Annotated in this window: 21 protein-coding genes; 14 read left to right on the forward strand and 7 right to left on the reverse strand. The window is 42.6% G+C overall.

The window, feature by feature from the left end:
• The first annotated feature begins 391 nt into the window (after positions 1-391).
• Positions 392-1,456, forward strand: a complete 1,065-nt coding sequence (gene hemE / locus IRQ78_RS15625) for a uroporphyrinogen decarboxylase (RefSeq protein WP_054554485.1) — start codon at positions 392-394, stop codon at positions 1,454-1,456.
• Between the two features lie 46 nt (positions 1,457-1,502).
• Here the strand turns inward: hemE and sthA are convergent, their stop codons facing one another.
• Positions 1,503-2,933 carry a Si-specific NAD(P)(+) transhydrogenase gene (sthA, locus tag IRQ78_RS15630; RefSeq protein WP_054562900.1) on the reverse strand — a complete coding sequence of 477 codons (1,431 nt, stop codon included), beginning with the start codon at positions 2,931-2,933 and terminating at the stop codon, positions 1,503-1,505.
• Positions 2,934-2,946: 13 nt separating this feature from the next.
• On the reverse strand, positions 2,947-4,080 hold the full coding sequence (locus tag IRQ78_RS15635; RefSeq protein ID WP_058586121.1) for an acyl-CoA desaturase: 1,134 nt from the start codon (positions 4,078-4,080) through the stop codon (positions 2,947-2,949).
• 116 nt (positions 4,081-4,196) lie between these two features.
• Between IRQ78_RS15635 and fabR the strand changes: the two genes are divergently transcribed.
• The 8 genes from fabR (at position 4,197) to IRQ78_RS15675 (ending at position 12,275) form a co-directional block, all read left to right on the forward strand.
• A complete protein-coding gene (fabR, locus tag IRQ78_RS15640) occupies positions 4,197-4,829 on the forward strand; it encodes an HTH-type transcriptional repressor FabR (protein ID WP_166341163.1) in 633 nt (210 codons plus the stop codon).
• Between the two features lie 109 nt (positions 4,830-4,938).
• Positions 4,939-5,427, forward strand: coding sequence for a hypothetical protein (locus IRQ78_RS15645; protein WP_166341161.1), 489 nt, complete (start codon positions 4,939-4,941; stop codon positions 5,425-5,427).
• Positions 5,428-5,818: 391 nt separating this feature from the next.
• The gene (gene leuA, locus IRQ78_RS15650; protein ID WP_063528590.1) at positions 5,819-7,366 is read left to right on the forward strand and encodes a 2-isopropylmalate synthase; all 1,548 of its coding nucleotides are present in this window, start codon (positions 5,819-5,821) and stop codon (positions 7,364-7,366) included.
• On the forward strand, positions 7,363-8,439 hold the full coding sequence (leuB, locus tag IRQ78_RS15655) for a 3-isopropylmalate dehydrogenase (protein ID WP_054554475.1): 1,077 nt from the start codon (positions 7,363-7,365) through the stop codon (positions 8,437-8,439). Before leuA ends, leuB begins: the two co-directional genes overlap by 4 nt.
• A gap of 58 nt (positions 8,440-8,497) precedes the next feature.
• Positions 8,498-9,898: a 3-isopropylmalate dehydratase large subunit gene (leuC, locus tag IRQ78_RS15660; RefSeq protein WP_054554474.1), complete on the forward strand. Its 1,401-nt coding sequence runs from the start codon at positions 8,498-8,500 to the stop codon at positions 9,896-9,898.
• Positions 9,898-10,497 carry a 3-isopropylmalate dehydratase small subunit gene (gene leuD / locus IRQ78_RS15665; RefSeq protein WP_054562894.1) on the forward strand — a complete coding sequence of 200 codons (600 nt, stop codon included), beginning with the start codon at positions 9,898-9,900 and terminating at the stop codon, positions 10,495-10,497. Before leuC ends, leuD begins: the two co-directional genes overlap by 1 nt.
• A 168-nt stretch (positions 10,498-10,665) precedes the next feature.
• Positions 10,666-11,592, forward strand: a complete 927-nt coding sequence (locus IRQ78_RS15670) for an SRPBCC family protein (RefSeq protein WP_323741611.1) — start codon at positions 10,666-10,668, stop codon at positions 11,590-11,592.
• Positions 11,593-11,681: 89 nt separating this feature from the next.
• Positions 11,682-12,275 (forward strand): hypothetical protein, encoded by a 594-nt coding sequence (locus tag IRQ78_RS15675; protein WP_194442647.1) that lies wholly within the window; start codon positions 11,682-11,684, stop codon positions 12,273-12,275.
• Positions 12,276-12,277: 2 nt separating this feature from the next.
• Here IRQ78_RS15675 and IRQ78_RS15680 read toward each other — a convergent pair whose 3' ends face one another.
• The gene (locus IRQ78_RS15680) at positions 12,278-12,595 is read right to left on the reverse strand and encodes a hypothetical protein (RefSeq protein WP_251603649.1); all 318 of its coding nucleotides are present in this window, start codon (positions 12,593-12,595) and stop codon (positions 12,278-12,280) included.
• Positions 12,596-12,770: 175 nt separating this feature from the next.
• Here IRQ78_RS15680 and IRQ78_RS15685 point away from each other — a divergent pair, with 175 nt between their 5' ends.
• Positions 12,771-13,217 carry a tellurite resistance TerB family protein gene (locus IRQ78_RS15685; protein ID WP_194442648.1) on the forward strand — a complete coding sequence of 149 codons (447 nt, stop codon included), beginning with the start codon at positions 12,771-12,773 and terminating at the stop codon, positions 13,215-13,217.
• Positions 13,218-13,240: 23 nt separating this feature from the next.
• Here IRQ78_RS15685 and IRQ78_RS15690 read toward each other — a convergent pair whose 3' ends face one another.
• On the reverse strand, positions 13,241-13,810 hold the full coding sequence (locus IRQ78_RS15690; protein WP_194442649.1) for an NADPH-dependent FMN reductase: 570 nt from the start codon (positions 13,808-13,810) through the stop codon (positions 13,241-13,243).
• Between the two features lie 115 nt (positions 13,811-13,925).
• Here IRQ78_RS15690 and IRQ78_RS15695 point away from each other — a divergent pair, with 115 nt between their 5' ends.
• Entirely contained in the window at positions 13,926-14,819 is an 894-nt protein-coding gene (locus tag IRQ78_RS15695; protein WP_054554466.1) for a LysR family transcriptional regulator, read from the forward strand.
• Here the strand turns inward: IRQ78_RS15695 and norR are convergent.
• Positions 14,816-16,378 carry a nitric oxide reductase transcriptional regulator NorR gene (gene norR, locus IRQ78_RS15700; RefSeq protein WP_054554465.1) on the reverse strand — a complete coding sequence of 521 codons (1,563 nt, stop codon included), beginning with the start codon at positions 16,376-16,378 and terminating at the stop codon, positions 14,816-14,818. The genes IRQ78_RS15695 and norR overlap by 4 nt on opposite strands.
• A 156-nt stretch (positions 16,379-16,534) precedes the next feature.
• Between norR and IRQ78_RS15705 the strand changes: the two genes are divergently transcribed.
• Both IRQ78_RS15705 and hmpA read left to right on the forward strand, forming a co-directional pair.
• Entirely contained in the window at positions 16,535-17,767 is a 1,233-nt protein-coding gene (locus IRQ78_RS15705) for an NnrS family protein (RefSeq protein ID WP_194442650.1), read from the forward strand.
• Between the two features lie 20 nt (positions 17,768-17,787).
• On the forward strand, positions 17,788-18,951 hold the full coding sequence (gene hmpA / locus IRQ78_RS15710; RefSeq protein WP_194442651.1) for an NO-inducible flavohemoprotein: 1,164 nt from the start codon (positions 17,788-17,790) through the stop codon (positions 18,949-18,951).
• A gap of 114 nt (positions 18,952-19,065) precedes the next feature.
• Here the strand turns inward: hmpA and IRQ78_RS15715 are convergent, their stop codons facing one another.
• Entirely contained in the window at positions 19,066-19,719 is a 654-nt protein-coding gene (locus IRQ78_RS15715) for an endonuclease (RefSeq protein WP_194442652.1), read from the reverse strand.
• A 116-nt stretch (positions 19,720-19,835) separates the two neighbouring features.
• Between IRQ78_RS15715 and IRQ78_RS15720 the strand changes: the two genes are divergently transcribed.
• The gene (locus IRQ78_RS15720; RefSeq protein ID WP_194442653.1) at positions 19,836-20,189 is read left to right on the forward strand and encodes a VOC family protein; all 354 of its coding nucleotides are present in this window, start codon (positions 19,836-19,838) and stop codon (positions 20,187-20,189) included.
• On the opposite strand, the gene IRQ78_RS15725 is transcribed toward IRQ78_RS15720, so the two are convergent.
• Positions 20,164-20,889 carry a hypothetical protein gene (locus IRQ78_RS15725; RefSeq protein ID WP_138601003.1) on the reverse strand — a complete coding sequence of 242 codons (726 nt, stop codon included), beginning with the start codon at positions 20,887-20,889 and terminating at the stop codon, positions 20,164-20,166. The two genes, IRQ78_RS15720 and IRQ78_RS15725, sit on opposite strands and share 26 nt — an antisense overlap.
• Positions 20,890-20,917 lie beyond the last annotated feature (28 nt).

Consider the following 20,917-nt stretch of genomic DNA (forward strand, 5'->3'; position numbering starts at 1 on the left):
TAATTTTGCGATTTTTATCTAAGTGGATGAGTTGTAATTTGCTGATTTAGAAAAGAAAAAACCACCAAAATTGGTGGTTTAATTCTTTTTCTAAGACTTGTTAAAACAAGCGTTCTTATTATTATGGGAAGATTGTTGTTCTTATTGTTATAAGATTTTTATTATTGTTTTTGTTAACGCGGGATAAGTTATACCAAGCTTTTTTGTATGTTGCAAATTTATTAATGAAAAGTTTTAAATTTATTTTGTTTTCGCTCAAAAAACACACTATAGGCTTAGGTAGGCTTAAAAAACATGATCTATATCTAGCCTTGATTATCTATCCATAGTGAGACGCGCAATATGGTGATACAATCTGCTCAATTTCATTCAGTTCTAGGATTCTATACGCATGAGCGAATTAAAAAACGATCGTTATTTACGTGCACTACAAAAGCAACCTGTTGATGTCACACCGGTATGGATGATGCGCCAAGCTGGCCGTTATTTACCTGAATACCGTGCTACACGTGCCCAAGCAGGCGACTTTATGAGTTTATGTAAAAATGCTGAACTTGCTTGTGAAGTAACGTTACAGCCATTACGTCGTTATCCGCTTGATGCTGCAATTCTATTCAGTGATATTTTAACTATTCCAGATGCTATGGGCTTAGGTCTTTACTTTGAAACAGGTGAAGGTCCAAAATTTGAACGTCCGATTTCTTCATTAGCAGATGTTAAAAAAATCCCAAATATCGATCCAACTGATGAGCTTGGTTATGTGATGAATGCGGTAAGTACGATTCGTCGCGAATTAAAAGGTGAAGTACCGCTAATTGGTTTCTCTGGTTCACCTTGGACACTTGCCACTTACATGGTTGAAGGTGGTAGCAGCAAAACATTCGGTAAAATCAAGAAAATGGCCTTTGCAGATCCACAAACACTGCACCTATTACTTGATAAATTAGCTGACTCAGTAATCGACTATTTAAACGCGCAAGTTAAAGCGGGCGCGCAATCTTTAATGGTATTTGACTCATGGGGCGGTGTATTAAGCCCACGTGACTACAATGAGTTTTCATTACAATACATGCACAAGATTGTTGATGGCTTAATTCGCGAATACGATGGCCGTAAAGTGCCAGTGACGTTATTTACTAAAAATGGTGGTCAGTGGATTGAAGCAATTGCAGCAACAGGCTGTGATGCAGTAGGTCTAGACTGGACTATTAACATTGGTGATGCAAAGCGTCGTGTTGGCGATAAAGTCGCGCTGCAAGGTAACATGGACCCAGCAATGCTGCATGGCACGCCTGAGCGTATTCGCCAAGAAGTTGCTACTATCCTAGAAGACTTTGGTACAGGCTCTGGCCATGTATTCAACCTAGGTCACGGTATTACACCAGATGTAGACCCAGAAAATGCAGGTGTATTTATCAACGCTGTTCATGAATTCAGTGGTAAATACCACAAATAAGCAAAAGCTAATCGTAAAAAAGCCCGCATTAAGCGGGCTTTTTTATTTACTTAAACAAACGATTTAAACCATTTAATGCAGCTACGCGATAGGCTTCAGCCATAGTCGGGTAGTTGAACGTGGTATTTACAAAGTAATCAATGTTATTACCGCCGTTCTTTTGTTCCATAATCGCTTGACCGATGTGAACGATTTCAGAGGCACGCTCACCGAAGCAGTGCACACCCAGTACTTCTTTGGTATCAACATGGAATAAAATCTTTAGGCTACCCACCTCAGTGCCTGCAATTTGCGCACGCGCTAAATGCTTAAATTGAGCACGGCCTACCTCGTAAGGGACTTTTGCAGCTGTTAACTCTTGCTCGGTTTTACCCACTGAGCTCATTTCAGGGATTGTATAAATACCTGCTGGGATATCAATGATCAGCTTTTCATCACAGTTACCACATGCAATCGCATCGGCTGCAATACGGCCTTGGTCAAATGCCGCACTGGCAAGGCTTGGGTAACCTATTACATCGCCCACAGCATAAATGTTATCGACTTCTGTTTGGTATGTTTCATTCACTTTAAGCTGGCCACGACCATCCGCTTTTAGGCCAACAGCTTCAAGGTTTAATGTGTCTGTGTTACCGGTACGGCCATTGGCAAATAAAATACAGTCAGCTTTTACGCGCTTGCCTGATTTCAAGTGCATTACCACACAGTCATCACGGGTTTCTACACGATCAAACTCTTCATTATGACGAATAACAATACCGCTATTCCAAAAGTGATAGCTCAGAGCATCTGAAATTTCCGCATCCATAAAGGCAAGTAGGCGGTCACGGGTATTCACTAGGTCAACCTTGGCGCCTAAACCTTTAAAAATAGAGGCATACTCACAACCAATTACACCTGCACCATAAATCAGCACACGATGAGGGTCATCTTCAAGGCCTAAAATGGTATCGCTGTCGTAAATACGTGGATGTTTAAAGTCTACACCTGGTGGACGGTAAGGGCGCGAGCCAGTAGCAATAACGATTGTTTGTGCAGTAAGCGTTTCAAACGAACCGTCTAGGTGCGTCACTTTAATAGTGTGTTTATCAATAAACTCAGCATCACCTTGATACATATGAATGCGATTACGCTCATAAAAGCTGCTGCGTAAATTAGATTGCTTTGAAATGACGTTACTTGCGTGGCGCAAAATATCGGGGAAAGTTAAGCGGTTAGGGCGCTCACTAATATTAAATAGCGGGTTTGCTTTATATTCAATATAACGACTTACAGAGTGACGTAATGCTTTTGACGGGATAGTACCCCAGTGCACACAACCGCCGCCTACTGCTTCTTGACGCTCAATAACAGCGACTTTCTTATTACTTTTAGATAGGTTCATGGCGGTACCTTCACCGCCAGGACCTGTACCTATGATGATTGCATCATATTGATAAGATGGAGTATCTTTTTGCTTTACTTGTTGTTTGGCCACAGCCGCTCCTATGTTAACTAAAAGAGGCTTTTAACAACCTCGCATTTAGTGCAAGCCAAGCCTGCTTTTGGTTTTCCCAAGCGGCTTCAAGCTCGTGATATTGTGTCATTAATGCTGATTTTTCACACTGTTTCATCATTTTATTGCGTTTGATTTCTAACACGCGTTTTTGCAAGGCACAGAAGTGTTGCAGTTTTTTCAGCAGTAAATCGTACTCAGATTGTAATAATGTAAGCTTATCTTGCGCTAAAGGCAATTTTGCAAGGCGACCTTGAGTCTTATTCATCAAGGTTTCTGCCTTGGCTTTTTCGATTCGCTCAATCGGTGTGCGCTTTAATTTTGAAGCAAGACCGATTGCCGCTAAAGAGCGGATCATCCACTTAGTTGGATCATAGTGATACCACTTAATGCCATTGCGATAGTCGCTAGCAAAAATGTGATGGAAGTTATGATAGCCTTCACCGTATGTGAATAGCGCTAAAAAGCCATTATCACGGGCGGTGTTTTTTTCTGTGTATGGACGTGAGCCCCAGATATGCGCCAGCGAGTTGATAAAAAAGGTAAAGTGCTGGCTCAATACTAAGCGCAGTAAACCAACCAATAATAACATGCCCCATACATCGCCAAGCATTAAACCAAGTAGTAAAGGAATACCAAAATTAGTCGCGACGACTAACTTCATATAGTGACGGTGTTGCCACATAACGACTTTGTTTTTTTGTAAGTCTCGGCAGTTACTGTAGTTACCGTATTGTTCGCCTTGATAATCGCGCAGCATCCAACCGATGTGGCTATACCAAAAGCCATTAGTAGCGGCGTAAGGGTCTTTGATTGGATCATCAACTTGACCATGGTGAATACGGTGATCGCTACTCCAGTGCAAGGCACTATTTTGTAATGCAAAAGCACCACCTAAGGCAAAAATTACTTCAATAACAGGATGCACATCATAGGCTTTGTGTGCCCACAAGCGGTGATAACCTGCAGTAATAGAAAGTCCGGCGTAGAACATACAGCCAACAAAGGCTATCCACTGTGTACTGGTGTATCCGTAGCTAAAGCCATACCAAGGAACAAGGGTGATCGCGGCCAAAAATGTAAGGCTAAAAAATAGCACATTGGTCCAAATAATCGGTGGTTTTTTCATCTGAATAAATCTCGGCGTACAGTTGTACGCTAAAATAGTGTTTCATTCTCTCCGCGTCAAGTATTAGACTAGCTCATTAACCGAAAAATCATTAAAAGTTCACGCTGGGAGTTTCCATGTCGGGTGTTAGAGCGCAACAGAAACAAAAAACACGACAAGCACTAATCGAGGCTGCATTCAATCAATTGAGTGCCGATCATAGTTTTTCTAATTTAAGCTTACGTGAAGTTGCCCGTGAAGCAGGGATTGCCCCCACCTCTTTTTACCGCCACTTTAAAGACATGAATGAGCTTGGTTTGACCATGGTTGATGAAGCTGGTTTAACACTGCGTCAACTTATGCGCCAAGCGCGTCGCCGTATTGAGAGCGGCGGTAGTGTGATCACGACATCAATCGTGACCTTTATGGAGTTCATCGATAACTCGAGCAACCAATTTAGATTGTTATTGCGTGAGCGCTCAGGAACTTCAAAAGCATTTCGTGCTGCGGTTGCTCGTGAAATTAAACATTTCATTTTAGAGCTTGCGCATTACCTTGAAAGCGAAACTCCGTGCGACCCAACTCATGCATATATTCAAGCCGAAGCCATGGTGACTTTAGTATTTAATGCCGGTGCCGAAGCCCTCGATATTGAAGGGACACAACGTGAAGAACTGGTTGAACGCTTGATCTGGCAATTACGCTATATTGCTCGCGGTGCCACTTTGTATGGTCGTGATAGTAAAGGTAATGTAGAAAAAACAGCCTAAAGCATGGTGGATTTTTGTTCCTGTTTTATGTATTGTTCGCTGCCAAATTAAGTAACTGATTTTTCGTTATTCAGTTACCTCAAAATATGAATAAATAGCGAGGACGCATATGCTCACCAAGGATCCGGTGAATGATACTCATGCCCATTTTTTAGAACAGAGTGAAGAAACAACGGTAAAAAACAGCCCAAGCTTTCGGGACTTGAGCCGCAGTTTGTTATACTCGCTACCGAAAAGTGTGCAAAAGAAAATTCAAGATAACCTGCTTGGCGTATTAGACGCTCATCAGGTCTCACAATTTCGAGATGACAAACGCTGCCAGTTTTGGATTAACCAAAATGGTTGGAAGCGAGTTCCCTACAGTCAGTTTCGCCATGTTTATAGCCGAATTGCGCTATACCCAAAAAGCGCTACTATTTCAAAGAACCATAGCTCAGAGACTGCTAGCAATGCAACATCAGTTGATTTGAGAGATCAACAAGCTAGGCTATTACAAAGCAATGGCAACGAAGGACAACCCAACAGGATAGATCAACACATAATTTATACTCGTCGTGTTATCTACAGAACTGTGAATTCTCACCATCAAATTTATTAACCACAGAGTTAAATATTTTCTTTACGTTTTCTAGTTACAGATTGCTCGATCATTATTTTATTTATCATGTTTAGTAAGTAGGGTTGGTATTTTTATTTGTGTAATTGTTGTTGTCTGGGTTTTTTAACCTTTCGTGGACGTGATTTTATCGATTTTGTGGAAAAATTATGCTTGCAAGCTGGTTTTTTGAATGTTAAAAATACAGCCACTGAACACACATTTAGTAAATTAAGATGCAAATTACACATTCAATTACATTAAAACTAAACCTCTTACTGCTTAAATCAGTGAGCGGGGCTTAGTGTATTTGCATTTGTAGAACATTAAAAAACCCCGCAACCGCGGGGTTTTTTTTATCTCGCTAATGGGTCATTGGGAACGAGGACAGTTTATGAAAGATAAGGTTTGGATTTTTGACACAACGTTACGTGATGGTGAGCAAGCATTAAAAGCAAGCCTAACCGAAGACGACAAAATTCAACTTGCGCATACCATTAGCCGCTTAAATGTGGATGTAATGGAAGTGGGTTTTCCGGTATCTAGCCCGGCAGATTTTCGCTCTGTACAGCGCATTGCGACTGAAGTGAAAGGGCCGATTATTTGTGGCTTAGCACGTGCTGTAGCAAAAGATATTGAAGCATGTGGTGAAGCGCTTCGCCCGGCAGAGCAGGGCCGTATTCATACATTTATTGCAACCAGCCCATTACACCTTGAACACAAATTACGTATGAGCTTAGACGATGCAACGGCAATGGCTGTTAAGTCGATTAAACTTGCGCGTAACTACACCGATGACGTTGAGTTTTCGTGTGAAGATGCAGGTCGTACACCGCATTGGGATTTATGCCGCATCGTTGAAAGCGCTATTGATGCGGGTGCATCAACTATCAACTTACCTGACACCGTAGGCTATGTAACGCCAGACGAATACGCTGCGATGATCCATCACTTAATGAACAATGTGCCAAATATCGATAAGGCGCGTTTAAGCGTGCATTGCCATAACGATTTAGGTTTAGCGGTTGCTAACTCAATCGCAGCGGTACAAGCCGGTGCTCGCCAAATCGAATGTACGATTAATGGTATTGGTGAGCGCGCAGGTAACTGCTCGCTTGAAGAAGTGGCGATGATCATGAAGATGCGTGAAGACCACTTAAAAGTGCATACCGATATTCGCAGTGAAGAGATTTACCGTGCTTCGCGTCAAGTCGCGAAGATTTGTAATATGCCAGTACAACCAAACAAAGCAATTGTTGGTGAAAATGCCTTTGCACACAGCTCAGGGATCCACCAAGACGGCGTATTAAAAGCCCAAAACACTTACGAAATTATGTCGCCAGAAAGTGTTGGTGTACCAAATAACCAATTAAACATGACTTCGCGTTCAGGTCGTCATGTTATTGAGCATCGTTTAGAAGAGTTAGGCTATCAAAAATCTGATTACGATATGGATAGCTTATACAGCAGCTTCTTAGCATTAGCAGACCAAAAAGGTACTGTGTATGACTACGACTTAGAAGCGATGATTTACTTTAATCAAATCAAAGATAAAGACGAGAAGTACCAACTTGAGTTTGTTAACTCTACGTCTAACTCGCAATCAGTGGCGAGTTCAACAATCGGCATGACAATTGATGGCGAGTCTAAGCAAGAGGCAGCAACAGGTAACGGCCCTGTCGAAGCATCATTCTTAGCAATTGAGCGCTTAACGGGTATGTCGGTTGAGATGATTGAATATAATCTAGAAGCAACAGGCCAAGGCGCCAGCTCGCTAGGACAAGTGAATATTATCGCTAAATACGATGGTCGCCCATATCACGGCGCGGGCATTGCAGCGGATGTGGTAGAAGCGTCGGTACGCGCTATGATCCGCGTTTATAACTTAATTTATCGTGCACAAAAAGTGTCTGATTTAAAACAACAGAGGAAAGCAGGATGAGTCAATCGAATTACAGTATCGCAGTATTAGCAGGCGACGGGATTGGTCCAGAAGTTATGGCAGCAGCAGAAACCGTCTTGGATGCTGTAAGCGAAAAATTTGGTTTTACTTTGACTCGTCATCATCACGCGATTGGTGGTGCTGCTATTGATGAGTTTGGCCAGGCACTGCCGCAAAGTACATTGAGTGCTTGTGAAAATGCCGATGCGATTTTATTTGGCTCGGTAGGCGGCCCTAAATGGGAAAACTTACCACCGAATGAGCAACCAGAGCGAGCTTCACTGTTGCCACTGCGTAAGCATTTTGGTTTGTTCTGTAATTTACGCCCTGCACAATTATTACCAGCACTAAGTGCTGCATCACCGCTGCGTGCAGATATCAGTGCACAAGGCTTTGACATCTTATGTGTGCGCGAGTTAACCGGTGGTATTTATTTCGGTGAAAAAGGCCGCAGTGGCGAAGGGGAGCAAGAAGCTGCTTTCGATACCCAAACATATTCACGTAAAGAAATTGAGCGCATCGCACGCTTTGCATTTGAAGCCGCTAAGCTGCGTAGTAATCATGTTACCTCGGTTGATAAAGCGAATGTGTTAGCGACCAGCGTACTTTGGCGTGAAGTGGTCTCTGAAGTAAGCAAAGATTACCCAGAAGTAAGCCTTGACTACATTTATGTTGATAACGCGGCAATGCAGTTAGTAAAACAGCCAAGCCAGTTTGATGTATTACTTTGCGATAACTTATTTGGCGACATTTTGTCTGATGAGTGCGCGATGATCACAGGCTCTATGGGCTTATTACCATCAGCGAGTTTAAATCAGTCTGGCTTTGGTTTGTATGAGCCAGCTGGTGGCTCAGCACCTGATATCGCTGGTAAAGGGGTGGCAAACCCAATCGCGCAAATTTTAAGTGCTGCGCTTATGTTGCGTTACTCACTAGGGCAAGATGAAGCGGCTCGTACGATTGAAAAAGCGGTGGCAGAAGCGGTTGAAGCCGGTGTTGGTACGCCAGATATCTACCCAAATGCAGGGTATACCACCAGTGATGTTGCTGCGGCAATTGTGGCACGTATTTAATTAAAAATTGTTTGCGCTGAGCTCGTCACTCAGCGTAACTAAAATGAGGGAATAGCAAGTGGCCCAAACCTTATACGATAAAATTTGGCAAGCTCATGTAGTCGCCAGCATAAATGATCAAACTGATTTACTTTATATCGACCGTCACCTAGTTCATGAAGTTACATCGCCGCAAGCCTTTGCTGGTTTACGTGAGAAAAACCGCAAAGTACGTTGCCCAGAAAAAACCTTTGCGACCATGGACCATAACGTTTCAACAAAAAGCCGTTCATTAGATGCTGCGAGTGAAGTGTCGAAAAATCAATTAATGGCATTGGATGCAAACTGTAAAGAGTTTGGTATTCAACTTTATGATTTAAATTCGATTAATCAAGGTATTGTGCATGTAATGGGGCCTGAACAGGGCATTACCTTACCGGGCACAACCATAGTGTGTGGTGACAGCCATACCTCTACCCATGGTGCATTTGGTGCACTAGCGCACGGTATTGGTACTTCAGAAGTTGAGCATGTTCTAGCTACTCAAACGCTACAGCAGAAAAAAGCCAAGTCGTTAAAAATTCAAATAAATGGTCGCCTGCGCCCAACCGTTACTGCCAAAGATTTAATCATGGCTGTGATTGGTAAATTAGGCACTGCGGGTGGTACTGGCTATGTTGCTGAGTTTTGTGGTGAAGGGATCGAAGCGCTGTCTATGGAAGCGCGCATGACACTTTGTAATATGAGTATTGAAATGGGCGCAAAAGCGGGTTTAATCGCGCCAGATCAAACAACTTATGATTATTTAAAAGGTCGCCCATTTGCACCACAAGGTGCTGACTTTGATAGTGCCGTTGCCTACTGGCAAACACTAAAAACTGATGAAGGTGCAGAGTTTGATCATGTTGTTGAATTAGAGGCTGCTGATATTCAACCGCAAATTACGTGGGGTACCAGCCCTGAGCAAGTGATTGGCGTAGATGAATTCATTCCTGATCCTGAGCAAGAGCCAGATCTAATCAAGGCTGATGCAATCCGCAGCGCACTAAAATATATGGGCTTAAAAGCAGGCGATAAATTGTCTTCAGCAACTGTTGATACCGTCTTTATTGGCTCATGTACAAATAGCCGAATTGAAGATTTACGTGCTGCCGCGCAAATTGTTGAAGGTAAACAGGTTGCAGCGGGTGTTGAAGCGCTGATTGTTCCTGGTTCTGGCCTTGTTAAAAAACAAGCCGAAGACGAAGGCCTTGCAGATATCTTCAAAGCAGCTGGCTTTGAATGGCGTGAGCCAGGTTGTTCAATGTGCTTAGCAATGAATGACGATAGGTTAGAAGCCGGTAAACGCTGTGCGTCGACCTCTAATCGTAACTTTGAAGGTCGCCAAGGTCGCGGTGGCCGCACTCACTTAGTGAGCCCTGCAATGGCTGCGGCAGCGGCAATTCATGGTCGTTTTGTTGATATCAGAGGAGAAGCCTAATGAGTGTATTTTTTAGTGGCTTAATGGCCCCGTTAGATAAAAACAATGTTGATACTGACCAAATTATTCCAAAGCAATTTTTAACGTCGACCAGCCGTGATGGTTTTGATGCGGCGCTTTTCTACGATTGGCGTTATCTAGATAACGGCGAGCCAAACCCTGAGTTTATTTTGAACCGTCCTTGTTACCAAGGTGCGCAAATTCTTTTAACTCGCGACAATTTTGGTTGTGGTTCATCGCGTGAGCACGCGCCATGGGCATTAAAGCAATATGGTTTTGAAGTGATCTTAGCGGAAAGCTTTGCCGATATTTTCTTTAATAACTGCGGCAATAACCAAATGCTTGCTATCGCATTACCAGCGGAAACACTTGAGCAATTATTTGTGCTGAGTGAACAGCATGACGATATTCATATCGAAGTTGATTTAGAAAACCAACAACTTCGTAGCGATAAGTTTGACACTATTCACTTTGATATTCGCCATGACATCAAAGAGCGTTTATTAAGTGGCTTGGACTTTATCGGTGTGACTGAAACACTTAACAGCCAAATTGATGCCTTTGAGCAGCAACTAGCAGCAGAGCGCCCTTGGCAATAACCTGTTTTTCCATGTGAACCTAAACGCGGCCAAGGCCGCGTTTTTATTTGTTTCTAAAAAATAAAGTTGTTAATTTGGTTGGTAAAATAACGAAAACAACAAATAACTATGTGGCCTCTTTCTCCTAAATCTATCGGCATCTTGATGGGTGTGCTTTACGGCATCAGCATGCGCATCTTTCTTGAAATTAGCGGAACCTTTAATTTCGGTAGCCTTGTTACTATTTCGTTTATGTTTTTAGTGCCTGTTGCTATTGGGTTTATACGGGTACATTTTGAATATAATCAACAGTCGCCGATGACATATGGAAGAATGGCGGTAGTCGCTTGGCAACCTATTTTTGTGTTCTTATTTGTCAGCGTAGTAACTCTTTTAGAAGGAAGTATCTGCGTTGCAATGGCTCTCCCTGCATTTATGTTTTTTGCTAGTATTGGCGGTATGTTAGCAGGGCTATGTCATCGCCTTTGGGCAAAGAAAAGCAACAAAGCGGTGATGTCGGTAGCTTTGTTGCCGTTGATCCTTTCTCCTTTAGAGCTCAACTTTTTACACTTATCGAAAACTTACGAAGTTAAAAATACAATTGTTATCAATGCGCCTGTTGATGTTGTGTGGCAACAATTAGCTAATGTTAGCCAAATTCATGAGGGCGAATATCCAAGTTCATTTTCGCAATTAATTGGTATTCCTAGGCCAATTCGAGCTGATATGAGTGGTGGTGGGGTAGGTGCAATTAGAACCAGCCAGTGGCAGAAAAATGTTGTATTTAAAGAAGTGATAACCGAGTGGCTGCCGAATGAAAAAATGCTTTATAACTTTGAGATTGACCCTGAGTTAATTCCTGATCATGCACTTGATCAGCATGTGAAATTAGGTGGTGAATATTTTTCGCCGCTGCAGGGAGGCTATGAGTTAGTTGCAAGTGGTGATAATCAAACGCTGTTAAGCCTTAAAACGACTGTACTTGATAACACTAACTTTGGCATTTATTCGCGAGTATGGGGGGAGGTGATCTTTCAGGACTTTCACCGAGCACTTCTCAAGCTAATGAAAGTACGCGCTGAAAATGACAACAAATTAGTTGTAAAAACAGGATGACCACTCGCTGTCTAGTAGCTTATCGTAATTGTTTTCTTTATGGCCTTTAAACAATTAGCCTAAGCAAAATTATATTTAGGGAACACACCATGAAATATTTAGTAGCATCGATGCTCTTGGCAGCATCATCAGTAGCAGCTGCGCGACCTGCACCGTTAGTGTCAATTCCAAGCCATGATGGCTTTTTTGATAATATTGCTGCCCATTGCGGTAAAGCTTACGAAGGTAAAGTGAGCGTTGATAACGCAGCTGGCCCGAGCTCATTTGCGGGCAAAAAGTTAGTAATGCATGTACGTCGTTGTAACGAGCGTGAGTTACAAGTGCCATTTCATGTAGGGGATGATGCGTCTCGTACTTGGATCATCACAAAAACGGGCAGTGGACTTAGTTTAAAGCATGACCATCGTCATAAAGATGGCAGCGATGATAAATCAACCATGTATGGTGGCCATACCCTTGATGCGGGTTTTGCTAACGCACAGTCGTTCCCGGCTGATCAGTATTCAAAAGAGTTGTTTGTGAGTCAAGGTATTCCCCAATCAATGGGTAACACGTGGCAAATGTATATTTATCCAAAGCAATTTACGTATCGCTTAGTGCGTGAAGGACGTGAGTTTCGCGTTGATTTTGACCTAACTAAACCTATCACGCCGCCAAGCGCGCCGTGGGGATATGAAGACTAGTACTATTTAGCTTCGTCTTCACACTGTAAAACAACCGTTAAAGGGGGCTGATAGGCGCGTGGTTTAGTTGGAAAACGTTCATATTCCTGCACTCCATCAGTCACTCTTAGCATAAATGGTTTGTCTCTACATAAGCGACTGGCATGGCGCAGTAAGAATACGCTTTGATTGCGAAAGTGCTTGTAGTCGTCAGACTGAATTTCGAGATGGTAGCGGCCGTCGGCCAATTTAGTTTGGTAGTAATGGACTTTTTCGTCGAAGTCATAGAGCTTTTCGGTTTCGCCTTTTGCTGCCTGCGCATTACTGCACCCCGCTAACATTAAAACGGCGCTAATTAATAGTGCTTGTGTACTTCTCAGTTCACTCATAAACACTTAACTCCATGTGATTAATACCTTGTTTCATCGTGATGTTGAACCTGAATTAGCATCCATAGTCAAACTAAGGTAACGTTACGTCTTACATGTAGTCTAACACCCAAAAAGGGAAAATGTGATGCTCAATAAAATAAAACAGCTGTTTTCAGCGCTGAATGATACCCAATCTAGCATTTCTGAGCATGACCTAAAAACCGCCGTTGCTGCGTTATTGATTGAGGTTATGCGTGCAGATAATGAGTTACAAGATGATGAGCAACAGACCCTGAATGAGACCTTAAAGAAGTATTTCTCGCTTAACGAGGAAGAGGTTCAAGAGTTAGTTGCAAGTGCATCGCAAAGCCTAGATGATGCAATAGATTATTTTCAGTTTTCAAAGCAAATTAATGCCCAGTGCAGCGCCGAGCAGCGTATTGATATCATCGAGCTGTTGTGGCGTTTAGCCTACGCAGATGGCAATTTAGATAAGCATGAAGAAATGGTTATTCGCCGTGTCGCAAGCTTATTGTATGTAACCCATGAAGATTTTATCGCTGCTAAGTTAGCAGCGACAAAACTAAGTTAGTAGCGATAAAACTAGGCTAGCAATTATTTATTTAATTTGCTCGCTACGCTCACAAGTTGCTGGGCAAGGCTGGCAACTTTATCGGCTGTATCAGCATCGCTGATGCGGCCTTGCTCACCTAATTTAGTGTGGATAGCAGGCACTGCTAGTTGATCTGCAAGTACTAAGCTACCAATACCCGATAAAATATCACGTACGTGATTTAAACCACGTAAGCCACCTAAACCACCCGGTGACGATGCATACAGTGCAGTAACTTTATTTCGAAAAGCAGGCACTGCACCTTGCTCTGTACGAGATGCCCAATCGATTGCGTTTTTAAGTGGTGCTGTAATTGAGCCATTATATTCTGGGCTTGCTAATAAAATGCCATCAGCAGCGCGGAGCTTATCTTTTAATAATTGTGCGCCAGCAGGTGTACCTTGCGCTTCAATATCTTCGTCAAATAAAGGTAAGTTTAAATCGCTTAATTTAATCACTTCTACTTCAGCACCACTTTCGAGGGCGAAGCGCGCAGCTTCATTGATCAGTTTTTGATTAAAGCTGTCTTTACGTAGGCTGCCTGCTAGGGCAATAATTTTTGGTGCTGTCATGATTGCTTCCTTTTTTAAGCTTCACTGTTGATATACTCACTGTAGCAAAAAACAGCTTGCAGAAAAGCCAAATAAACGCAAAACTTATGTGCGTATATGCACACAAGGAGCCGTTATGGCGATTCAATTTGATGATTGGCAAGATGTAAAAGTCGCTTTTGAAGTGGCAAGACTCGGCACGTTAACCGCAGCTGCCGAATCGTTAGGTGTTCATCACAGCACAGTGCTTAGAAGAATCAACAATTTAGAAGATAACCTTGACGCGCGGTTATTCCACCGTCATGCCCGTGGCTATACAGTGACAGAAATAGGCGCTAAGTTGTTTGCGACTGCAAAATCGATTAACGCTGAACTTGAAAAACTTCACAACGATATTATTGCCGCTGATAGCCAACTGCGAGGCAGTTTATTATTAACTACGGTCAGTGGTTTTATTGATGTGCTTAGTGATGTCTGCGAACAGTTTCAAAGCCTGCACCCGCAAGTGCAGCTCGAAGTTATTCTTGATCAAAACCGCTTACGTCTTGATCACGGTCAGGCACACATTGCCGTGCGTGCAGGTCCTCGGCCTGATGAAGGCGACTATATTGCCCAGCATTTAGCTGAACTTTCGTCAGGGTTTTATGCCTCTAAAAGTTATATTGAAAAGTATGGCATGCCAAAGAATATTGAGCAGTTGCAGCAGCATAGTTTTGTCTCTGGGGTGGCTGGCTATAACGGTAAAGTGCCTTATTTTGCATGGGTTGATCAACACATTGAACCTTCGCAAATTAAGCTACGGGTGTCTGAAACATCAGAAGCTACACGGGCGATTGTGAGGGGCTTAGGAATTGGTGGTTTACAGCATGAAGTGGCAAGCCAATACCCTGATCTGCTGCCAGTGCTTCCTAAAGAGCTAAACTGGCCAACGGATCTTTGGCTGGTAACGCATCACTTGGTGCATCGCACAGCCAAAGTCCAAGCATTTAGTCAGCTTTTAAAAGCCTATTTTAAAGATTTAAAAGCTTAAACAGACTTTTTAACGCTAATGCCTAGCCGTTTGGCTAGGCGCACAAGGTTGGCTCTATCAACACTTAAGCTACGTGCTGTGGCAGCCCAGTTTAGGTTATGTAGTTCAAGTTGTTGCATAATCAATTGATAACTAAAAGCGTCAGTTGCCTCTTTCAGCGATAAGCGAGTGGCTTTTTGTTCGTTAACTGCAACAGGGCTTGGTGCGGCAACGGCGGTTTTAGCAATATCACAATGTTCAGGCTCGATTGTGACAATGCTTTGTTGCCATTGCTGTTGTTTGGCTTTGAGTGCTGCGCGACTGATCACATGTTCAAGCTCTCTCACATTGCCTGGCCAATCATATTGACGCAGTAGTAATTGTGTATCGCTACTAAGCTTAAGTTGCTTAATTGCCAGTTTTTTAGATGTTTGCTCAATAAAAAAGCCTGCTAATAAAATAACATCGTTATCGCGCTCTTTTAGTGGTGCAACATGCAATGGGTAAACGCTTAATCGGTGATAAAGATCTGCACGAAAGCGCCCCGCAGCGACTTCTTGTTTTAAATCGCGATTGGTTGCTGCAATCACTCTGACATCAACATAACGGCTTTGATCTTCCCCCACCGTTTGTACTTCACCACTTTGTAATACACGCAATAACTTACTTTGCATGGCAAGCGGAAGTTCGCCGATTTCATCTAAAAATAGCGTGCCGCCATCGGCGAGTTGAAACTTACCCTGGCGCGCAGTATGTGCGCCAGTAAATGCGCCTTTACTGTGACCAAAAAATTCACTTTCGGCTAAGTTCTCTGGTAACGATGCGCAGTTTAAGTGGATCAACGGCATGTCACGGCGTTTTGAGTTTAAATGGATATTGCGCGCAACGAGTTCTTTACCGACGCCTGTATCACCTTGTATTAAAACGCTAAATTCTGAGGCAGCCACCAGCTGAATATCATTTTTAAGGGTCTGCATTGCTTGGCTATTACCAATAATTTCGACACCTTCTCGTGTTAGTGCCTCAAGGTTAAGCTGCTGCGCAACTTGATGGCTGTGCTGTGCGTGTTGCATAAAATGCTGCAAGGTTAGGGCATGCTCAACATAGCCTGCAGCTAGCTGTTTTAGTTGATTGAGCTCGTTCATTGCTAAAGCGTCAAAGGCATGTTCATCTAAACTATCAAAGGTCAAAACACCCAATAGTTCGTTGTTATCTTTGCTACTCAGCAGCGGCACGCCCATGCAGGCATGAACAGGAAAGTCGCCATGCTGGCTTTGTAATAAACCATCGTAGGGGTCGGGTAGGCCACAATCTTTGGCAAATTTTAGCGGTTCACTGCCACGGCATATTTCAAATAAGCGCGGATGCTCCGCTATTTTAAAGCGTCTTCCTAACGTATCGTCCGACAACCCATGAAGGGCTACGGGCTTTAACACATCGCCTTGTTTCAATAATAAGGCAACAGCATCACATTCAAGCCAATCATTAATGCAACTCAACAGATAACTGAAATTATGATCAACACTGCTTGCCTTGGTAAGTGCAAGTGCAACATCAAGAAGGGATTTTTTGAGCATCATGTCAATTTGACCTGAATGTGTTTTATTGATGTTTTTAATGGTGTGTCATTTTGACTTATTTATCAAGCGTCCAAATTTAATGTGTTGATATTTAATGGTTTTTATTTTTGGCTTGAACTGTGCAATAGCTGGGGAAATTAAACGCTGAGAGCACGAATGAAAGTCATTAATTTAACTGAACCTATGCCAACTAAGATCAAATTTTATCAACTCAGCCAGTGGCCGTTATGGGCATTAGCATTTCGGCCTTTTTTCTTGGCGGCAGGTGCCTTAGCTGTATTTGCTATGAGTTACTGGTTTTTAATCTTGGCGGGCTATGCACAGTGGCACCTAACAATGCCCGCAACGCTTTGGCATGCTCACGAAATGCTGTTTGGCTTTGCAGGCGTGGTTGCCATGGGCTTTTTGCTAACCGCCGCACAAACATGGACAGGTGTGGCGAGTGTAAGTGGTATTAAGCTTTGTTTGCTTAGCATGATTTGGCTTGCTGCAAGGTTTAGTTTTTTTATTGAGATTGCAGGGTTCGAGCAGCTAAACCTTTATATTGTTAGTGCGCTACAACTCGTTTGGTGGCTAGCTGGAATTATTATTCTAGCTGACATGCTGATACAGGCAAAAAGCAGCCATAACTACTTATTTGTTGTCATCGCATCTTTGCTCTGTGCGCTCAATGTGATTTTTTTGAGCTTAGTTGTGCTTAATAAAATGTCGCTGGCACTGGGGGTTGTTGATACCGCTGTACTTATCATGACACTGCTAGTTGGTGTTGTGGCTGGGCGAGTTGTGCCATTTTTTACCGCGCGCGGCCTTAACCTAAGTGAACAAGTTAGAACCCCCAAGCTCGATAAATTAGTCGTATTTAGCTCATTTTTCGCCATTGCGTGGTTTTTTATGAGTCAGCTATTTTTTAGCGCAATGAGCACCGGTTGGGTTTTTGCTTGGCTTGCTTGTTTACATTCAGCCCGGTGTGTTTTGTGGTGGTATAAAGGCATTCTAAAAGTGCCTTTGCTATGGTCATTACATGTGGCTTATTGGGCTTTATCGGTTGGTTTAATACTCGTCGCGCTGAGCTATTTCAGCCCAATTATCTTATTCAAAGATGCGCTTCATCTGATCACTGTTGGCACCATAGGTGTGATGATCATCGCCATGATGGTACGTGTCTCTCATGGTCACACTGGGCGCGCATTACAAGCCCCTGCGTACATTAGTTTGGCATTTGTACTCATTGTGATAGCTGCCATTGTACGTTCGTTACTTCCCGTTTATTTAGGTCATCACCTTGCATGGCAGTTAAGTGCGTTGCTGTGGGTTGCTGGCTTTAGCTTATTTTTATTTCATTGTGCGCCCATCTTAGTGAATCTTCGTGTTGATGGTCGCCGCGGTTAATCTCTCCAATAGGAAAAACTATGTTATCTGAAAAAACGATCCAGATTGTTAAAAGTACTTTGCCGTTGCTTGCACAAGCAGGCCCTCAAGTGACTGAGTATTTTTATGATCGTATGTTTAGCTACAACCCAGAGCTTAAAAATATTTTTAATATGACGCATCAGCAATCGGGCTCTCAGCAATTTGCGCTATTTAATGCCTTAGCTGCCTACGCGGCAAATATTGATAACTTGGCAGTGTTAAAAGGTGCGCTTGCGCGCATTAATCATAAACACACCAGTTACCATATTTTGCCAGAGCATTATCCTATTGTTGGTGGACATCTGATTGCGACTTTAAAAGAGTTATTGCCAGAACAATTTACTCCTGAGGTCGAGTATGCATGGCGTGAAGCCTATTCATTATTAGCGGATGTATGTATCAATGAGGAGATGTCGCTATATCAAAAAACCAAAAAGGCACCGGGAGGTTGGTTTGGTACTCGTACTTTCACAATTACAGAAAAACGTATGGAGTCATCGCAAATTTGCAGTTTCATATTAACGCCTGCCGATGCAAAGCCTGTTGTGGCGTATTTACCGGGCCAATATTTAGGAATTAAAGTAACGCCAGCAAACAGTGAGTTAACGCAAGTTAGGCAATACTCTTTATCACAGCAAAGTAATGGCCACAATTACCGAATTAGCGTGAAAGAAGAAGGCTTGGTATCTAACTACCTACACAGCTTAACTGAGGGGGATGAGGTAGAAATTTACCCACCTGCAGGCGACTTTGTGCTTTGCGAAATCGACTCGCCTGTTGTATTGATTTCTGCGGGTGTTGGTCAAACCCCAATGATGGCGATGCTCGAAACACTATTAAGTAATCAACCTAACCAGTCAATCCATTATCTACATGCTTGCGACAGTGAGACGCAGTTTGCCTTTAAAGAGTATTTAATACAGCAACAACAAGCGCACGCTTCATTACATTGTGTTACCTGGTTTAAAGATGGCAAGGGGGGCGATTTTGCGGGCTTGATGGATGTAAACCACATCGCTGACAGCTTACCAATTAGTAAAGGTGACTTTTACCTGTGTGGCCCTATCGCCTTTATGGCAATGATCAAAGAGCAGCTGCTAAGTATTGGGGTTGCAAGAGAACGCATTCACTACGAGGTGTTTGGCCCTCACCAAAGCTTATGATGTAAAAGGCGTAGCTGAAGCTGCGCCTTTTTTGTTAGTTAACTTCGCGCTCTAGATCAGGAAGTGAAATACGGAGCTCTTTTTGTACTTTAGAAGCCCATAAGAATTTCACTATTAGAGTAACTTACGATTGCTAATTTTAGCTATTTCAAGCTTTTGCCACGATTCAAATAGCTTGCGTTGTTTGTCTGATATTTTTAAGCCATAGGTTTTTTGCATATAAAAATAGGTATCGGCTATTTGCTTTCTTGCATAAATGGGTGGCTCAAATACGCGCTGCTTAAAGTCGATTTTTACAGGGCATGCTCCGTAACTTGCACTTGATGTTGACACCATGCCGTAGCGAAAGTTTGAACGGTCAGCATTGATCTCGCCTATAGCAGGGGCAAGGTTATTAATGTCGGCTTCCATTTGACGGAATTTCGCACTGACCTTTTTACAGTTTTTACGACCGCCATCTTGCCAGCATTGTAATTGATGACCAAACTCCCAGGCAGGCACAATGTGCTCCCACTCTATTCTTTTTGCGCGGGCATTCTCTTTTCCTGAGCGGGTGACAGGGTTTCTAGGAATATAACCACACGCATCAGGATCTGGCACAAGTTTTTTACCTTGGCGCTTTATGTCGCAGCCACAATATAAGCTTTTACTGTTGCTTGGTAGATTCTTAATTAAATGCTTTTTGGCACTGTAAAAGCTCGAAAATTCTTTAGCGGATATAGGAAAAGTGAAAATAAAACACAGGGCTAAGTATAGAAATAAACGCATATCCATCACATCAGTGAACTACAGGAAGCGCTATTTTAGAGCGACTATTCTAAAAATGAAAAGTTTTTCAACTCAGCTATAGTTGTTAGGCCGTTTTAATTAAAGGAATTACAACTATGTTATTAGGTGCCTTCTCAGTGAGTTTAAATGTCAAAGATATTCGTGTTTCAAAGCAGTTTTATGAAAAGCTAGGTTTCAACGAGTTTGCTGGGGAGATAGAACAGCATTGGCTAATTATGAAAAACGGTGAACATTTAATTGGTTTGTTTCAAGGTATGTTCGACAAAACCATGCTGACCTTTAACCCAGGGTGGGATCAAAATGCTGAAGCTTTGGATGAATTTGCAACCTTTGAGCAATTAGCTGCACAATTTCAGCAACAAGGATTAGAAATACAAAAGGCCGGTGACGCGAGTTTTATTATCACCGACCCAGATGGCAATCCTATTTTGATTGACCAACACGTGTAGCTGGCTTTTTACGTTTAATTCGAACGTTTTGTAGTAACAAGAGAACTCCTGTAATACAAAATAGTACGCTGGTGGCCGAGAAGCTGATGAGTAGTGGATTGTTAAAGTTCTCACGCTCATCATAATCCATAATGTGTAGCATCCAGAAAAAGTCGAAAATGCGCCACAGGGTGCTGCGCACAGTAATAAGGTTACCGGTTTGGCTATCTAAATATAAGGTTGTTGATCGCCAATCATCAAAGCTTACTTGCCAAACATTGGCTTTGTGACCGACTTCTCTAGGCCCTTTTGTTAATAACTGCGCTTGCGTTATTTTTGCGTCAATAAGCAGGTGAGCTTGCGCATTTTCAATGATTTGCGCTTTACTCGGTGCAGGCATTTTAGCACCTGTTCTACCATCAAAGTTGAATGTACCGCTAGAGGTTGTTACTTCTATAATCGGTGTATTTAGAAAGTGGCTATATTTAATACCTTCGATTTGCTCAAATTGCGCTGTTATTTTATCAATTGAAGCAGGGTAGTCCGACAATAAAAATGGGCTACTTAAACTGCGATTAGCCAGATGCTTACCATGCACTTTTTCAAGTGGTAATGAGCTCATCACAAGCCCACCTAAAAGCCAAAAAAAGATCTGTAAAGCAAGTAAATAACCAAGCCATTTATGCCCTTTACGAGCATACTTAAACAGGCGTTTATTCATAATTACCCCGTTATTATTGTTATGTGGG

This window comes from Pseudoalteromonas simplex (genome assembly GCF_015278155.1).
Lineage (GTDB): Bacteria > Pseudomonadota > Gammaproteobacteria > Enterobacterales > Alteromonadaceae > Pseudoalteromonas > Pseudoalteromonas simplex.

Excerpts from the sequence above, each read along its gene's own strand:
- hmpA (WP_194442651.1), top strand. The coding sequence starts at position 17,788 with ATGTTATCTGAAAAAACGATCCAGATTGTTAAAAGTACTTTGCCGTTG.
- IRQ78_RS15675 (WP_194442647.1), top strand. The coding sequence starts at position 11,682 with ATGAAATATTTAGTAGCATCGATGCTCTTGGCAGCATCATCAGTAGCA.
- leuA (WP_063528590.1), top strand. The coding sequence starts at position 5,819 with ATGAAAGATAAGGTTTGGATTTTTGACACAACGTTACGTGATGGTGAG.
- IRQ78_RS15680 (WP_251603649.1), bottom strand. The coding sequence starts at position 12,595 with ATGTTAGCGGGGTGCAGTAATGCGCAGGCAGCAAAAGGCGAAACCGAA.
- IRQ78_RS15645 (WP_166341161.1), top strand. The coding sequence starts at position 4,939 with ATGCTCACCAAGGATCCGGTGAATGATACTCATGCCCATTTTTTAGAA.
- IRQ78_RS15705 (WP_194442650.1), top strand. The coding sequence starts at position 16,535 with ATGAAAGTCATTAATTTAACTGAACCTATGCCAACTAAGATCAAATTT.
- IRQ78_RS15720 (WP_194442653.1), top strand. The coding sequence starts at position 19,836 with ATGTTATTAGGTGCCTTCTCAGTGAGTTTAAATGTCAAAGATATTCGT.
- leuD (WP_054562894.1), top strand. The coding sequence starts at position 9,898 with ATGAGTGTATTTTTTAGTGGCTTAATGGCCCCGTTAGATAAAAACAAT.
- IRQ78_RS15685 (WP_194442648.1), top strand. The coding sequence starts at position 12,771 with ATGCTCAATAAAATAAAACAGCTGTTTTCAGCGCTGAATGATACCCAA.
- IRQ78_RS15690 (WP_194442649.1), bottom strand. The coding sequence starts at position 13,810 with ATGACAGCACCAAAAATTATTGCCCTAGCAGGCAGCCTACGTAAAGAC.
- IRQ78_RS15715 (WP_194442652.1), bottom strand. The coding sequence starts at position 19,719 with ATGCGTTTATTTCTATACTTAGCCCTGTGTTTTATTTTCACTTTTCCT.
- IRQ78_RS15695 (WP_054554466.1), top strand. The coding sequence starts at position 13,926 with ATGGCGATTCAATTTGATGATTGGCAAGATGTAAAAGTCGCTTTTGAA.
- hemE (WP_054554485.1), top strand. The coding sequence starts at position 392 with ATGAGCGAATTAAAAAACGATCGTTATTTACGTGCACTACAAAAGCAA.
- norR (WP_054554465.1), bottom strand. The coding sequence starts at position 16,378 with ATGATGCTCAAAAAATCCCTTCTTGATGTTGCACTTGCACTTACCAAG.
- IRQ78_RS15725 (WP_138601003.1), bottom strand. The coding sequence starts at position 20,889 with ATGAATAAACGCCTGTTTAAGTATGCTCGTAAAGGGCATAAATGGCTT.
- leuB (WP_054554475.1), top strand. The coding sequence starts at position 7,363 with ATGAGTCAATCGAATTACAGTATCGCAGTATTAGCAGGCGACGGGATT.
- IRQ78_RS15635 (WP_058586121.1), bottom strand. The coding sequence starts at position 4,080 with ATGAAAAAACCACCGATTATTTGGACCAATGTGCTATTTTTTAGCCTT.
- IRQ78_RS15670 (WP_323741611.1), top strand. The coding sequence starts at position 10,666 with ATGCGCATCTTTCTTGAAATTAGCGGAACCTTTAATTTCGGTAGCCTT.
- fabR (WP_166341163.1), top strand. The coding sequence starts at position 4,197 with ATGTCGGGTGTTAGAGCGCAACAGAAACAAAAAACACGACAAGCACTA.